Source organism: Enterobacter sp. 241F3 (genome assembly GCF_034106785.1).
In the GTDB taxonomy this organism is placed as follows: domain Bacteria; phylum Pseudomonadota; class Gammaproteobacteria; order Enterobacterales; family Enterobacteriaceae; genus Enterobacter; species Enterobacter vonholyi.
Window position 1 is genome coordinate 26,423 of the sequence record NZ_JAWNDD010000009.1, and the last position, 13,869, is coordinate 40,291.

At 55.7% G+C, this 13,869-nt stretch carries 12 protein-coding genes and 3 tRNA genes; 12 read left to right on the plus strand and 3 right to left on the minus strand.

Annotated elements, in window-relative coordinates; genetic code table 11:
• Positions 1-2 precede the first annotated feature (2 nt).
• Positions 3-971: an archaetidylserine decarboxylase gene (gene asd / locus UR504_RS18925; protein WP_302235566.1), complete on the minus strand. Its 969-nt coding sequence runs from the start codon at positions 969-971 to the stop codon at positions 3-5.
• 97 nt (positions 972-1,068) lie between these two features.
• Positions 1,069-2,121, minus strand: a complete 1,053-nt coding sequence (gene rsgA / locus UR504_RS18930) for a small ribosomal subunit biogenesis GTPase RsgA (protein WP_302235567.1) — start codon at positions 2,119-2,121, stop codon at positions 1,069-1,071.
• A gap of 107 nt (positions 2,122-2,228) precedes the next feature.
• Between rsgA and orn the strand changes: the two genes are divergently transcribed.
• From orn to UR504_RS18950, 4 genes are all read left to right on the plus strand, one after another.
• Positions 2,229-2,774 (plus strand): oligoribonuclease, encoded by a 546-nt coding sequence (orn, locus tag UR504_RS18935; RefSeq protein ID WP_023310130.1) that lies wholly within the window; start codon positions 2,229-2,231, stop codon positions 2,772-2,774.
• A 196-nt stretch (positions 2,775-2,970) separates the two neighbouring features.
• Positions 2,971-3,046: transfer RNA gene (locus tag UR504_RS18940), tRNA-Gly, on the plus strand.
• Between the two features lie 36 nt (positions 3,047-3,082).
• A tRNA-Gly gene (locus UR504_RS18945) sits at positions 3,083-3,158 on the plus strand.
• A 36-nt stretch (positions 3,159-3,194) separates the two neighbouring features.
• A tRNA-Gly gene (locus UR504_RS18950) sits at positions 3,195-3,270 on the plus strand.
• Positions 3,271-3,540: 270 nt separating this feature from the next.
• Here UR504_RS18950 and queG read toward each other — a convergent pair.
• Entirely contained in the window at positions 3,541-4,680 is a 1,140-nt protein-coding gene (gene queG / locus UR504_RS18955) for a tRNA epoxyqueuosine(34) reductase QueG (protein ID WP_127729345.1), read from the minus strand.
• On the opposite strand from queG, the gene nnr reads away from it, so the two are divergent.
• From nnr to hflK, 8 genes are all read left to right on the plus strand, one after another.
• Positions 4,679-6,202, plus strand: a complete 1,524-nt coding sequence (gene nnr / locus UR504_RS18960; RefSeq protein ID WP_320740017.1) for a bifunctional ADP-dependent NAD(P)H-hydrate dehydratase/NAD(P)H-hydrate epimerase — start codon at positions 4,679-4,681, stop codon at positions 6,200-6,202. The genes queG and nnr overlap by 2 nt on opposite strands.
• Positions 6,195-6,656: a tRNA (adenosine(37)-N6)-threonylcarbamoyltransferase complex ATPase subunit type 1 TsaE gene (gene tsaE / locus UR504_RS18965; RefSeq protein WP_013095283.1), complete on the plus strand. Its 462-nt coding sequence runs from the start codon at positions 6,195-6,197 to the stop codon at positions 6,654-6,656. Before nnr ends, tsaE begins: the two co-directional genes overlap by 8 nt.
• A gap of 16 nt (positions 6,657-6,672) precedes the next feature.
• Complete coding sequence (gene amiB / locus UR504_RS18970) at positions 6,673-8,007, plus strand: N-acetylmuramoyl-L-alanine amidase AmiB (protein ID WP_136195719.1); 1,335 nt, start codon at positions 6,673-6,675, stop codon at positions 8,005-8,007.
• A gap of 9 nt (positions 8,008-8,016) precedes the next feature.
• Positions 8,017-9,861 carry a DNA mismatch repair endonuclease MutL gene (gene mutL, locus UR504_RS18975; RefSeq protein WP_143344561.1) on the plus strand — a complete coding sequence of 615 codons (1,845 nt, stop codon included), beginning with the start codon at positions 8,017-8,019 and terminating at the stop codon, positions 9,859-9,861.
• On the plus strand, positions 9,854-10,804 hold the full coding sequence (miaA, locus tag UR504_RS18980) for a tRNA (adenosine(37)-N6)-dimethylallyltransferase MiaA (RefSeq protein ID WP_025758256.1): 951 nt from the start codon (positions 9,854-9,856) through the stop codon (positions 10,802-10,804). Before mutL ends, miaA begins: the two co-directional genes overlap by 8 nt.
• An 85-nt stretch (positions 10,805-10,889) precedes the next feature.
• Positions 10,890-11,201 carry an RNA chaperone Hfq gene (gene hfq, locus UR504_RS18985; RefSeq protein ID WP_023334248.1) on the plus strand — a complete coding sequence of 104 codons (312 nt, stop codon included), beginning with the start codon at positions 10,890-10,892 and terminating at the stop codon, positions 11,199-11,201.
• 74 nt (positions 11,202-11,275) lie between these two features.
• Positions 11,276-12,556, plus strand: coding sequence for a ribosome rescue GTPase HflX (gene hflX / locus UR504_RS18990; protein ID WP_023310136.1), 1,281 nt, complete (start codon positions 11,276-11,278; stop codon positions 12,554-12,556).
• Positions 12,557-12,612: 56 nt separating this feature from the next.
• A complete protein-coding gene (hflK, locus tag UR504_RS18995) occupies positions 12,613-13,869 on the plus strand; it encodes an FtsH protease activity modulator HflK (protein WP_133293628.1) in 1,257 nt (418 codons plus the stop codon).

Genomic DNA, 13,869 nt, shown 5'->3' on the forward strand with positions numbered 1-13,869 from the left:
TGTTAGCCTTCGTCTTTTTTGTCGTCAACCAGCGGGCTGGCGTCGTGCTCGGCGTTGATCTCTTCCTGTGACAGCGGAGCAGGTTCTGCTTCCGGCGTCACGAAGGTTTCGGTTGAGACCGCCAGCGGCTGACCCAGTTTGGTAACCGACAGGCTTTCAAGCTGTTCAGCCAGCTTCACTTTGCCTGGTGCAAACAGGTTGATCACGGTGGAGCCCAGCTTGAAGCGACCCATCTCCTGACCTTTTAGCAGGGCCACAGAGCCTTCCGCTTCACCGGCAGGCCAGGTCCAGCGTTTGATCACGCCTTCGCGCGGTGGCGTGATGGTGCCTGCCCAGACGGTTTCAATGCTGCCTACGATGGTTGCACCCACCAGAATCTGTGCCATAGGGCCAAATTCAGTATCGAACAGACAGATGACGCGCTCGTTACGGGCAAACAGGTTCGGCACGTTCTGCGCGGTCAGGTGATTGACGGAGAACAGGTCGCCCGGGACATAAATCATTTCACGCAGGATACCGTTACACGGCATGTGCACGCGGTGATAGTCGCGCGGTGACAGATAGGTGGTGGCAAACGTACCGTTGCGGAACAGATCCGCCATCAGGTAGTTACCTGCCAGCAGCGCTTCCAGACTGTAGTTATGGCCCTTCGCCTGCAGGATTTTGTCGTCTTCGATGTTACCCAACTGGCTGATCACGCCGTCTGCTGGCATCACCAGGACGTTAGGATCGGTGTTCACCGGGCGCACTTCGTCACGCAGCGGGCGCACGAAGAACTCGTTGAAGGTGCGATAGCTGGCGGTGTCCGGCTTCTGCGCCTCTTTCATGTCGACCTTGTAATATTTTACGAAAAGATCGATGACCAGTTTGGTCAGCCAGCCTGCGCGTTTGCTCGCGCCCCAGCCCGCCAGGCGAGTGAGCCACAGTTTTGGCAGAATGTATTGAAGCGAAAGTTTAAATGCGTTTAACAAGGTAGCCTCCAGGCCATTGTTTTGTCGTTCCTGATCCGGCGTTAAGCCGCCGGAACCTGAAAAAAGGGGACGATTTTAGCGATGCTTAGCTTAGTTGTCAGTTATCAGAATCAGAAAAGTTTTTACGCGTTTTTACGTCTTCCATGCTCTCAAGAATACGATGGTAATTCTCGAAGCGGGTTTCCGCGATCTCGCCTTTCTCAACCGCTTCACGGATAGCGCAGCCTGGGTCGTTATCGTGTTTACAGTCGCGGTATTTACAAGCGCCTAAATAATCATGGAATTCGACAAATCCGTTAAAGATTTGTTCCGGCTCAAGGTGCCACAAACCGAACTCACGCACCCCTGGGGAGTCGATCACGTCGCCGCCGTGCGGGAAATGATACAGACGCGAGGCGGTGGTGGTGTGCTGGCCCAGACCCGAGACGTTGGACACATCGTTAGTCAGGATCTCTTGCTGGAGGCCAAGCAGGTTGTTCAGCAGGCTCGATTTACCCACGCCGGACTGGCCCGCAAAGATGCTGATACGGTCGGTCAGCGCCTCTTCTAACGGCTTAAGGCCATCTTTGGTATGGCTGGAGACCATCAGCACGCGATACCCGATCTTACGGTAGATATCCATCTGCTCATTCACGAAGGCCATGCCGTCGTCATCCAGCAGATCGATTTTATTCAACACGATGATCGGTTCAACCTGCAGCGTTTCGCAGGCGACAAGGTATCGGTCGATAATGTTGAGCGAAAGTTCGGGTAAAATCGCCGAAACAATGACGATCTGGTTAATGTTGGCGGCAATTGGTTTTACGCCATCGTAGAAATCCGGGCGGGTGAGCACCGACGTGCGTTCATGCACGGCTTCAACGATGCCCTTAACCGTGACACCTTCAGCTGCCTCTTTACCCGGACGCCAGACCACGCGATCGCCGGTCACCAGGGAACGAATGGTCCGGCGGATATTGCAACGGTGAATGTCACCGTCGGCGGATTCGACATCGGCATGCATACCGAAACGGCTGATGACTACGCCTTCTGTCGCTTCACCAAACAGGTTGTCGTCATAATCCGGCTTCTCCGAAGTGGTTTTAAGACGGCGCTGGTGGTTGGCTTTTACGCGGCGCTGCTGCCCTTTGGAGAGTTTATTTTTACTCAATCGCGCTGGCTCCTGGTCGCCCGTAAGGGGCAAAACCTCTATGATACACTCTAATTAATACTAGTTAACCTGCTACTGCCGGTTATGCGAGAAGGGTGGAAAATAACATGAGCGCGGATGAAAACAACCTGATTTGGATCGATCTCGAAATGACCGGGCTGGATCCCGAGCGCGATCGCATCATTGAAATTGCAACTCTGGTGACGGACGCCAACCTGAATATCCTGGCTGAAGGGCCAACGATTGCGGTGCATCAGTCCGACGACCAGCTGGCTTTGATGGATGAATGGAACGTGCGTACCCACACCGGCAGTGGCCTGGTGGAGCGCGTGAAGGCGAGCACGTTCGGCGACCGTGAGGCGGAGCTGGCGACGCTTGAGTTCCTGAAACAGTGGGTTCCGGCAGGCAAATCCCCTATCTGCGGCAATAGCATCGGCCAGGATCGCCGTTTCCTGTTTAAGTACATGCCGGAGCTGGAGTCTTACTTCCACTACCGCTATCTGGATGTCAGCACCCTGAAAGAGCTTGCGCGTCGCTGGAAGCCTGAAATCCTCGACGGCTTTAAAAAGCAGGGGACGCACCAGGCAATGGACGATATCCGAGAGTCCGTGGCGGAGCTTTCTTACTACCGCGAAAACTTTATTAAGCTGTGATTTTGCGATCCGGCGCCTTGCGTGGCCGGGTTTTTGTCGTTAAATTGTTCAGCTTGCCGATTTAATAAGCATTTGAACTTAATTTCGAAAAAATCGCTTTAAGGGGGGTTGCAGCTAAAAGGATTTCTCGTATAATGCGCCTCCCGTAACGACAGAGAATTACACGTTACGACAGCAACAAAAGCAGTGCAGATTTGCGGGAATAGCTCAGTTGGTAGAGCACGACCTTGCCAAGGTCGGGGTCGCGAGTTCGAGTCTCGTTTCCCGCTCCAAAATTTGAAAGTGCTTTCACAGCACAGACTGCCCAAGCGGGAATAGCTCAGTTGGTAGAGCACGACCTTGCCAAGGTCGGGGTCGCGAGTTCGAGTCTCGTTTCCCGCTCCAAAATTTGAAAGTGCTTCCACAGCACGGACCACCCAAGCGGGAATAGCTCAGTTGGTAGAGCACGACCTTGCCAAGGTCGGGGTCGCGAGTTCGAGTCTCGTTTCCCGCTCCAAATTTTTCTTCATCTCTAAAATATCCACAGCGAAAAGCGTCGCTGGGGACGTTTTCTATTGTCTCTGAAATACTCTTGTGAACAGAGTTATCCACAGAAACTGCGCTTAACCGAAACAGGGTTAAAACTTAGCAGGGTGAATAATATCTACATAACGCACTGTATTTAAAGGATAAAATTTGATTTCAAAATGTTATTGAGATCACTTGACCTCTTCTCCAGCCCAGATGGCGCTTGAGTTTGTAATTTTATTCACAGGCTGTGAATAGTTCAGGCATCCCGCGGAAGCCCTTTTTCAATCACCCTCACCAGACGCTGTTTCTTCGGCAGCTGCACCTCGACAACGCAGGCATTACGTTTCTCAATTTGCTGCGCAATCGCCCACTCGATGTGCTCATCAAGAAGTGGGTGCTCACCTCGACGGCTTTCAAGCGCCCGTATATTCGCTTCCTCCCACGGGGCATTCCCCAGCGCGACGGCAACATTACGCAGCCAGCGCAAATGACCAATACGGCGAATGGCCGAACCCTCCGTCACTTTCAGGAACCATGCTTCGCTCCAGGCGAACAGCTCAATGAGCTGCGGCGCATGCAGCGCCTTACGCGGGCTGAAATCCTCTTCGTCCGTGAGCTGTGAATAGCGGTTCCACGGGCAGATCAGCTGGCAGTCGTCGCAACCGTAGATGCGGTTGCCAATAAGTGGTCGGAATTCCTCTGGAATGGCCCCTTCCAGCTCGATAGTGAGGTAGGAGATGCAGCGGCGTGCATCAACAGTGTAAGGCTCGACGATAGCACCCGTCGGGCAGATGGTCATGCAGGCCACGCAGCGCCCGCAGCCTTCTTCGACCGGGCCGTCTACCGGCAGCGGTAAATCAATCAGCAGTTCGCCCAGGAAGAAGAACGATCCGGCGTCACGGCTGAGGATAAGTGAGTGCTTACCTGTCCATCCAAGCCCGGCTTTTTCGGCGATCGGGCGCTCAAGAATAGGCGCAGAATCGACAAAGGGTCTAAAATTCAGCGAAACACAGTGCTGCTGAATGGTTTCCCCGAGTTTTTTTAAGCGGTTACGCAAGAGCTTATGGTAATCACGACCCAAAGCGTACCGGCTGACGTAACCCAAAGAGGGATTTTTTAGCGTGCGCGCAAAGGCCGCGTTGGCGGGTAGATAGTTCATGCGCACGCTGATGACGCGTAATGTGCCCGGTAAAAGCTCGTGAGGACGGGCGCGCATCATGCCATGACGCGCCATCCATTCCATTTCGCCGTGGTATTGTTTGTCCAGCCAGGCCTGCAGTTTCGGCTCGCTGGCGGAAAGGTCGGTATCGGTAATGCCCACCTTCTGGAAGCCAAGCTCAGCACCCCACTGTTTTATTTTTTGCGCTAATTCATTGAGATCGAGGGGCTGTGACATGACGGACCATACGGTGAAGAAAAACCCCGCAAGTATACCACATTCCATCTGGCATGCGGATGACCTCCGGCGTGCCGAAAAAGAGGCCGCAGACAGCCTCGGGATTACCCTCTATGAACTGATGCTGCGTGCGGGTGAGGCGGCGTTTAACGTTGCCCGCAGCGCGTACCCGCAGGCTGCTCACTGGCTGATTCTGTGCGGGCACGGCAATAACGACGGTGACGGCTACGTCGTCGCCCGTTTGGCGGTTGCGGCCGGTATCCGCGTGACCTTGCTGGCTCTCGAAAGTGATAAACCGCTGCCGGAAGAGGCTGGCGCGGCGCGGGAGGCATGGCTGAACGCAGGCGGTGTAATTCATGCGCCTGATATCGTCTGGCCGGAAGAGGTGGATCTGATTGTTGATGGTCTTCTGGGCACCGGGCTGCACAGCGCGCCGCGCGAAAATATTGCCGCGCTTATTGAACACGCTAACAGACATTCCGCGCCGGTAGTCGCCCTGGATATTCCCTCTGGCCTGATTGCAGAAACCGGCGCGACGCCGGGGGCGGTCATTCAGGCTGCCCATACGGTGACCTTTATCGCCCTCAAACCGGGGTTACTGACCGGTAAAGCGCGAGACGTCGTTGGCGTGCTGCACCACAATGCGCTGGGGCTGGAGAGCTGGCTGGCCGGGCAGGAAATGCGCCTCGCGCGTTTTGATGCGTCGCAGCTTGCAGCGTGGCTCCCGCCGCGCCGACCAACGTCCCATAAGGGCGATCACGGCAGGCTGGTGATTGTGGGAGGAGACCACGGTACGGCTGGTGCGATTCGTATGACGGGTGAAGCGGCTCTGCGCAGCGGTGCCGGATTAGTGCGAGTGCTCACTCGCATTGAGAATATTGCGCCCATAATCACCGCCCGGCCGGAACTGATGGTCCATGAGCTTACGCCCCAGGTGCTTGAAGAAAGCCTGGAATGGGCGGATGTGGTGGTGATTGGCCCCGGGCTTGGGCAGCAGTCATGGGGTAAACAGGCCCTGCAAAAGGTCGAGAATTTTCGTAAACCGATGCTGTGGGATGCCGACGCGCTTAACCTTCTGGCAATAAACCCGGATAAGCGTCACAATCGCATTCTGACACCACACCCCGGCGAAGCCGCGCGCCTGCTTAACTGCAGCGTGGCAGAAATTGAAAGCGATCGCTTACTTTCTGCTCAGCGTCTGGTAAAACGTTACGGAGGTGTTGCTGTTTTAAAAGGGGCAGGAACCATTGTTGCCAGTGATGAGATGCTGGGCATTATTGATGCCGGAAATGCGGGCATGGCGAGCGGCGGAATGGGCGATGTGCTTTCCGGCATCATCGGCGCATTGCTTGGACAGAAACTTCCCCTTTATGATGCAGCCTGTGCGGGCTGCGTGGCCCACGGTGTCGCGGCGGATAAACTGGCTGCGCGTTACGGTACACGCGGTATGCTGGCCACGGATCTTTTTTGCACGCTGCGGCGTGTTGTTAACCCGGATGTGATTGACGTAGAAAATGACTAATCGAGCGATTCCTTTACCTGATGAACAAGCCACTTTAGAACTCGGCAAGCGCGTGGCGCAGGCCTGTCAGGGGGCAACCGTCATTTATCTGTATGGTGATTTAGGTGCGGGTAAAACCACCTTCAGCCGGGGTTTTTTGCAGGCGTTAGGGCATAACGGGAATGTGAAAAGCCCAACCTACACGCTGGTAGAACCGTACACCCTTGAAAATCTCATGGTGTACCACTTCGATTTATACCGCCTTGCGGATCCTGAGGAGCTGGAATTTATGGGGATCCGTGATTATTTTGCCAACGACGCCATTTGCCTGGTGGAGTGGCCGCAACAAGGTGCGGGTGTGCTGCCTGACCCGGATGTCGAAATTCACTTAGATTACCAGGCTCAAGGGCGTGAGGCACGCATCAGTGCTGTTTCCTCATCAGGCAGTTCCTTACTGGCGCGTCTGGCCGGTTAAGCGTAGGGATGACGGGATGATAAATCGCGTTAAAGGTTGGGTGTTGGCTGCCACCGTGCTGCTGTGCGCGCAGGCCGGGGCGGCAAACCTCTCAGATATTCAGGTATCTAACGGCGAAAGCCAGGCCCGGATTACGTTCAGCTTTATGGGCGATCCTGAGTATGCGTTTTCACAGCCAGACAGCCACAGCGTGGCGCTGGATATCAAGCAGACAGGCGTGATCCAGGGATTACCGCTGCGGTTTAGCGGCAACAACCTGGTGAAAAGTATCCGTTCGGGTACGCCGCAGGATAGCCAGTCGTTACGCCTGGTGGTTGATCTGACCGAAAAGGGCAAAACGAAGGCGGTGAAGCAGCAAAACGGGGCGAACTATACGGTGGTCTTTACCATCAATGCCGACGCACCGCCGCCGCCGCCGCCGGTCGTAGCGAAGCGGGTGGAAGAACCGGTGTATACGCCGCGTCCTGCTGAACCTGCGCGTAATCCGTTTAAATCGCAGAACGATCGCATCACTGCGGCAACCAGCAGCGATACGGTGACGCGTCCGGCGGCCAGCGCGCGACGCGCGACGGTCAGCGGTGACAAAGTGATTATCGCCATTGATGCGGGTCACGGCGGGGAAGATCCCGGGGCGATTGGTCCTGGCGGCACGCGAGAGAAAAACGTAACTATCGCTATCGCGCGTAAACTGCGTTCGCTACTCAATGACGACCCTATGTTTAAAGGCGTGTTGACCCGCGATGGGGATTACTTTATCTCCGTAATGGGGCGCTCGGACGTGGCGCGTAAGCAAAACGCAAACTTCCTGGTCTCCATTCATGCGGACGCCGCACCGAATCGTAGCGCCACCGGTGCCTCGGTTTGGGTGCTGTCGAACCGTCGCGCTAACAGCGAAATGGCCAACTGGCTGGAAGAGCATGAGAAGCAGTCTGAACTGCTAGGCGGTGCGGGCGACGTGCTGGCGAACAGCCAGTCCGATCCGTACCTCAGCCAGGCGGTGCTGGATTTACAGTTCGGTCATTCTCAGCGCGTCGGGTATGATGTCGCCACTAACGTATTGAACCAGCTGCAAAGCGTTGGCGTGCTGCATAAGCGTCGTCCGGAACATGCCAGCCTCGGCGTTCTGCGCTCGCCGGATATTCCGTCCATCCTTGTAGAGACGGGCTTTATCAGTAACAACGGTGAAGAGCGTCTGTTGGGAAGCGACAGTTACCAGCAGCAAATTGCCGAAGCGATTTATAACGGTTTACGCAAATATTTTGAGGCGCATCCTCTGCAGTCTGCGCCGCAGAGCGGCGCTGCCCAGACGGCCAGCGCAGCGCTGCCGGGTGAGATGACCGCGACCAACTAAGGAGAATTCATGCCGATTCAGGTTCTACCGCCGCAGCTCGCGAACCAAATCGCCGCCGGTGAGGTGGTGGAACGCCCTGCGTCGGTGGTGAAGGAGCTGGTGGAAAACAGCCTCGATGCGGGCGCAACCCGCATCGATATTGATATCGAACGCGGTGGCGCGAAGCTTATCCGCATTCGGGACAACGGCTGTGGCATTAAAAAAGAGGAGCTGTCGCTGGCGCTGGCTCGTCACGCCACCAGTAAAATCGCCTCTCTGGACGATCTGGAAGCGATTATTAGCCTCGGTTTTCGCGGAGAAGCGCTGGCCAGTATCAGCTCGGTTTCGCGTTTAACGCTGACCTCCCGTACCGCTGAACAGCAGGAAGCCTGGCAGGCTTACGCCGAAGGGCGCGACATGGATGTGACGGTCAAACCGGCGGCGCATCCTGTCGGGACGACGCTTGAAGTATTAGATCTCTTCTACAACACTCCCGCCCGACGCAAGTTTATGCGTACCGAGAAGACCGAGTTCGGCCATATCGACGAGATCATTCGCCGTATCGCGCTGGCCCGCTTCGATGTCACCATCAACCTCAGCCATAACGGTAAGGTGATGCGTCAGTACCGCGCGGTGGCGGAAGGCGGACAGAAAGAGCGTCGCCTGGGCGCTATCTGCGGGACGCCGTTTCTGGAACAGGCGCTGGCTATAGAATGGCAGCACGGCGATCTGGCTTTACGCGGCTGGGTTGCCGATCCAAACGCGAGCAGTGCTGCGTTCTCGGAAATTCAGTATTGCTACGTCAACGGCCGCATGATGCGCGATCGTCTTATCAATCACGCGATTCGCCAGGCATGCGAAGACAAGCTTGGGGCCGATCAGCAGCCTGCTTTCGTCCTTTATCTGGACATCGACCCGCATCAGGTGGATGTGAACGTTCATCCTGCCAAGCATGAGGTGCGGTTCCACCAGTCGCGTCTGGTTCACGACTTCATTTATCAGGGCGTGGCCACCGTGTTGCAGCAGCAGGCAGAGCCAACGCTGCCGCTGGAGAACGACGCTCCTGTACCGCGTCCGCTGCCCGAAAACCGTGTGGCGGCAGGGCGCAACCATTTTGCGGAGCCTGCCGTCGCGCGTGAACCGGAGACCCCGCGTTTCTCCCCGGCAGGGAGCGCACCGCGTCCAACGGGCGCGAACTACCCGAATGCCCAGCCTGGTTATCAGAAGCAGCAGGGAGCGTTGTACCGCAAATTGCTGGAAACGCCAGCCGTGGAGCGTAAAGAGTACATTCCTGCCGCTCAGCCTTCTCTGGACGGGCATAGCCAAAGTTTTGGCCGGGTGCTGACGATTATCGCGCCCGACATGGCATTGCTTGAGCGTGACGGCAAACTGATGCTTATGGCACTGCCGGTCGCCGAACGCTGGCTTAAACAGGTGCAGCTCACGCCTGGCGAAAATGCAGCCTGTGCGCAGCCGCTCTTGATTCCGGTTCGCCTGAAAATATCCCCTGATGAAACAAGGGTATTGCAGCGTGCAGAGCCGCAGCTGGCGCAGATGGGTATTGAAACTGTGCTCGAACCACAACATGTGACAATTCGTGCAGTGCCTTTACCCTTACGCCAACAAAATTTACAAAACTTGATTCCTGAACTGATAGGCTACCTAGCGCAGCAAACATCGTTTGATGCCGCCAACACCGCGCAGTGGATCGCCCGCCATCTGGCAAGCGAACACGCGCCGTGGAGCATGGCACAGGCCATCAGCGTGCTGGCTGAGGTTGAACGCCTCTGTCCGCATCTGGTGAAAGCGCCGCCGGGTGGGTTATTACAACCTGTTGATTTACAAACGGCGATGAACGCCCTGAAACATGATTGACGTAAGTAAGGCGAGCCTGCCTAAGGCAATTTTTTTAATGGGCCCAACGGCCTCCGGCAAAACGGCGCTAGCCATTGAGTTGCGTAAAGTTTTGCCTGTAGAGTTGATTAGCGTCGACTCCGCCCTCATCTACCGAGGGATGGACATCGGCACGGCGAAGCCTGACGCAGAAGAACTGCGCGCGGCACCGCACCGTTTGCTGGATATACTCGACCCGGCTCAGGCTTACTCCGCAGCGGATTTTCGCCGGGATGCCTTAGCCGAGATGGCAGAGATAACGGCGGCGGGGCGTATACCGCTGTTGGTTGGCGGAACCATGCTCTACTTCAAGGCGCTGCTGGAGGGGTTGTCACCTCTGCCATCCGCGGATCCGGAAATAAGAGCGAAAATTGAGCAGCAGGCGGCAGAGCAGGGTTGGGACGTTTTGCATCAGCAACTGGCGGAGATTGACCCGGTTGCCGCAGCGCGGATCCATCCAAATGATCCGCAAAGGCTTTCCCGGGCACTGGAAGTTTTTTTCATTTCGGGTAAAACTTTAACGGAACTGACGCAAACGTCAGGAGACGCTCTGCCGTATCAGGTGCATCAGTTCGCCATCGCCCCGGCGAGCCGTGAACTGCTCCATCAGCGGATTGAGCAGCGTTTTCATCAGATGTTAGCTTCAGATTTTGAAGCAGAAGTGCGGGCGCTTTTTGCCCGTGGAGATTTGCATACGGACATGCCTTCCATTCGTTGTGTGGGATACCGCCAGATGTGGTCGTATCTTGAAGGTGAGATTTCATACGATGAAATGGTTTATAGAGGTGTTTGCGCCACGAGACAGTTAGCGAAGCGCCAGATCACCTGGTTGCGCGGTTGGGAGGGTGTTCACTGGTTAGACAGTGAAAAACCGCAACAGGCGTTAAACGAAGTGATTGAGGTTGTTGGTGATATCGCTCACTGAATGTGTACAATTGAGGCGTATCGTGCGCAATTTTTCAGAATCGCAAGGTTCTAAGTACAAAACAAGCATATAAGGAAAAGATAGAATGGCTAAGGGGCAATCTTTACAAGATCCGTTCCTGAACGCATTGCGTCGGGAACGTGTTCCAGTTTCTATTTATTTGGTGAATGGTATTAAGCTGCAAGGTCAGATTGAGTCTTTCGATCAGTTTGTGATTCTGTTGAAAAACACGGTCAGTCAGATGGTCTACAAGCACGCTATTTCTACTGTTGTTCCGTCCCGTCCGGTATCTCATCACAGCAATAACGCTGGCGGCGGCACTGGTAGTAACTACCATCATGGCAGCAGCGCGCAGGGTTCTTCAACGCCGGCGCAGGACAGCGACGAGACCGAATAAGGTTTCGCACTGTTATCCACACGGGGAGCCAGGGATCCTGCGTTCCCCGCTGATCTTTTTAGAGAGGTTTACGCTTGTTTGACCGTTATGATGCCGGTGAGCAGGCGGTGCTGGTACACATCTATTTTTCGCAAGACAAAGATATGGAAGACCTCCAGGAGTTTGAATCTCTGGTCTCTTCCGCCGGTGTCGAAGCAATGCAGGTGATTACCGGTAGCCGTAAAGCGCCGCACCCAAAGTATTTTGTTGGTGAAGGTAAAGCAGTCGAAATTGCGGATGCCGTAAAAGCAACCGGCGCGTCAGTCGTGTTGTTTGATCATGCGCTGTCTCCAGCCCAGGAGCGCAACCTGGAAGCCCTTTGCGAATGCCGTGTTATCGATCGCACGGGTTTGATTTTAGATATTTTTGCTCAGCGTGCACGTACCCATGAAGGGAAACTGCAGGTTGAGCTGGCGCAGCTGCGCCATCTGGCAACGCGTCTGGTGCGTGGCTGGACACACCTTGAAAGACAAAAAGGCGGGATTGGTTTGCGCGGTCCGGGTGAAACCCAGCTCGAAACCGACCGTCGTTTACTGCGTGGCCGAATTACCCAGATCCTCTCACGTCTGGAACGTGTAGAGAAACAGCGTGAACAGGGGCGTCGGGCGCGCACCAAAGCCGACATCCCGACGGTGTCGCTGGTGGGCTATACCAACGCCGGTAAATCCACCCTGTTTAACCAGATAACTGAGGCCCAGGTGTATGCCGCAGACCAGCTGTTTGCGACCCTGGACCCTACGCTGCGCCGTATTGACGTTGCAGACGTCGGTGAAACGGTGCTGGCGGATACCGTAGGTTTTATTCGCCACCTGCCGCATGACCTGGTGGCGGCGTTTAAAGCCACCCTGCAGGAGACGCGACAGGCGACTCTGCTGCTGCACGTGATTGATGCAGCAGACGTGCGCGTGCAGGAGAACATTGACGCGGTGAATGTGGTGCTCGAAGAGATCGATGCTCACGAGATCCCAACGCTGTTGGTCATGAACAAGATCGATATGCTGGACGATTTCGAACCGCGTATCGACAGAGATGAAGAAAACAAACCAATTCGGGTCTGGCTTTCTGCCCAGACCGGTATTGGTGTGCCACTGCTTTTCCAGGCTTTGACAGAACGTCTTTCCGGTGAGGTAGCTCAGCACACGCTGCGACTGCCGCCACAGGAAGGCAGGCTGCGCAGCCGGTTTTATCAGCTTCAGGCGATAGAAAAAGAGTGGATGGAGGATGACGGCAGCGTGGGGATGCAGGTGCGTATGCCGATCGTTGACTGGCGTCGCCTCTGTAAACAAGAACCTGCGCTGGTCGACTATATCGTCTGATCAGAAAGGGGATGCCTGAATAATTCGCCCTTGCATAACAAATATGGAGCATATACATGGCGTGGAATCAGCCCGGTAATAACGGACAAGACCGCGACCCGTGGGGAAGCAGCAAACCTGGCGGCAACTCTGAGGGAAATGGCAACAAAGGTGGTCGCGAGCAGGGGCCGCCGGATCTGGATGATATCTTCCGCAAACTGAGCAAGAAGCTTGGCGGCCTTGGCGGAGGAAAAGGTTCTGGCTCGGGTGGCAATTCCACTCAGAGTACGCGCCCGCCAATGGGGGGCCGCGTAGTGGGCATCGTGGCCGCTGCGGTAGTCATCATCTGGGCAGCCAGCGGGTTCTACACCATTAAAGAAGCAGAACGCGGCGTAGTCACCCGTTTCGGTAAGTTCAGCCATCTGGTTGAGCCGGGTCTGAACTGGAAGCCAACCTTCATTGATGACGTGACCGCGGTAAACGTGGAATCGGTCCGTGAACTGGCCGCCTCCGGCGTGATGCTGACCTCTGACGAAAACGTGGTGCGCGTTGAGATGAACGTGCAGTACCGCGTGACCGATCCTGAGCGTTACCTGTTTAGCGTGACCAGCGCCGATGACAGCCTGCGTCAGGCGACTGACAGCGCCCTGCGTGGTGTCATCGGAAAATACACCATGGACCGTATCCTGACCGAAGGTCGTACCGTTATTCGTAGCGATACCCAGCGCGAGCTGGAAGAGACCATTCGTCCGTACAACATGGGTATCACCCTGCTGGACGTCAACTTCCAGGCTGCGCGTCCGCCGGAAGAGGTGAAAGCCGCATTTGACGATGCGATTGCTGCCCGTGAAAACGAACAGCAATACATCCGTGAAGCAGAAGCGTACACCAACGAAGTTCAGCCACGCGCTAACGGTCAGGCGCAGCGTATTCTGGAAGAAGCGCGCGCGTATAAGACCCAGACCATCCTGGAAGCACAGGGTGAAGTGGCTCGCTTTGCGAAGATCCTGCCTGAATACAAAGCGGCGCCGGAAATTACCCGTGAGCGTCTCTATATCGAGACCATGGAAAAAGTGCTGAGCCACACCCGCAAAGTGTTGGTTAACGATAGTAAAGGCGGAAACCTGATGGTGCTGCCGCTGGATCAGATGCTGAAGGGCAGTTCTGCACCGGCAGCAAAAGATACCAGCGGAGCGAACAACCTGCTGCGTCTGCCGCCAGCCTCAACAGGCAGCGCCAGCACGAACACAACGCCTTCTTCGAACGATGGTGACATTATGGACCAACGCCGTGCTAACGCGCAGCGTAACGACTACCAGCGTCAGGGGGAATAA

What these genes read in the sequence shown, in the direction of transcription:
- hflK (WP_133293628.1), top strand. Translation starts at nt 12,613, where the DNA reads ATGGCGTGGAATCAGCCCGGTAATAACGGACAAGACCGCGACCCGTGG.
- nnr (WP_320740017.1), top strand. Translation starts at nt 4,679, where the DNA reads ATGACGGACCATACGGTGAAGAAAAACCCCGCAAGTATACCACATTCC.
- miaA (WP_025758256.1), top strand. Translation starts at nt 9,854, where the DNA reads ATGATTGACGTAAGTAAGGCGAGCCTGCCTAAGGCAATTTTTTTAATG.
- orn (WP_023310130.1), top strand. Translation starts at nt 2,229, where the DNA reads ATGAGCGCGGATGAAAACAACCTGATTTGGATCGATCTCGAAATGACC.
- queG (WP_127729345.1), bottom strand. Translation starts at nt 4,680, where the DNA reads ATGTCACAGCCCCTCGATCTCAATGAATTAGCGCAAAAAATAAAACAG.
- amiB (WP_136195719.1), top strand. Translation starts at nt 6,673, where the DNA reads ATGATAAATCGCGTTAAAGGTTGGGTGTTGGCTGCCACCGTGCTGCTG.
- tsaE (WP_013095283.1), top strand. Translation starts at nt 6,195, where the DNA reads ATGACTAATCGAGCGATTCCTTTACCTGATGAACAAGCCACTTTAGAA.
- mutL (WP_143344561.1), top strand. Translation starts at nt 8,017, where the DNA reads ATGCCGATTCAGGTTCTACCGCCGCAGCTCGCGAACCAAATCGCCGCC.
- hfq (WP_023334248.1), top strand. Translation starts at nt 10,890, where the DNA reads ATGGCTAAGGGGCAATCTTTACAAGATCCGTTCCTGAACGCATTGCGT.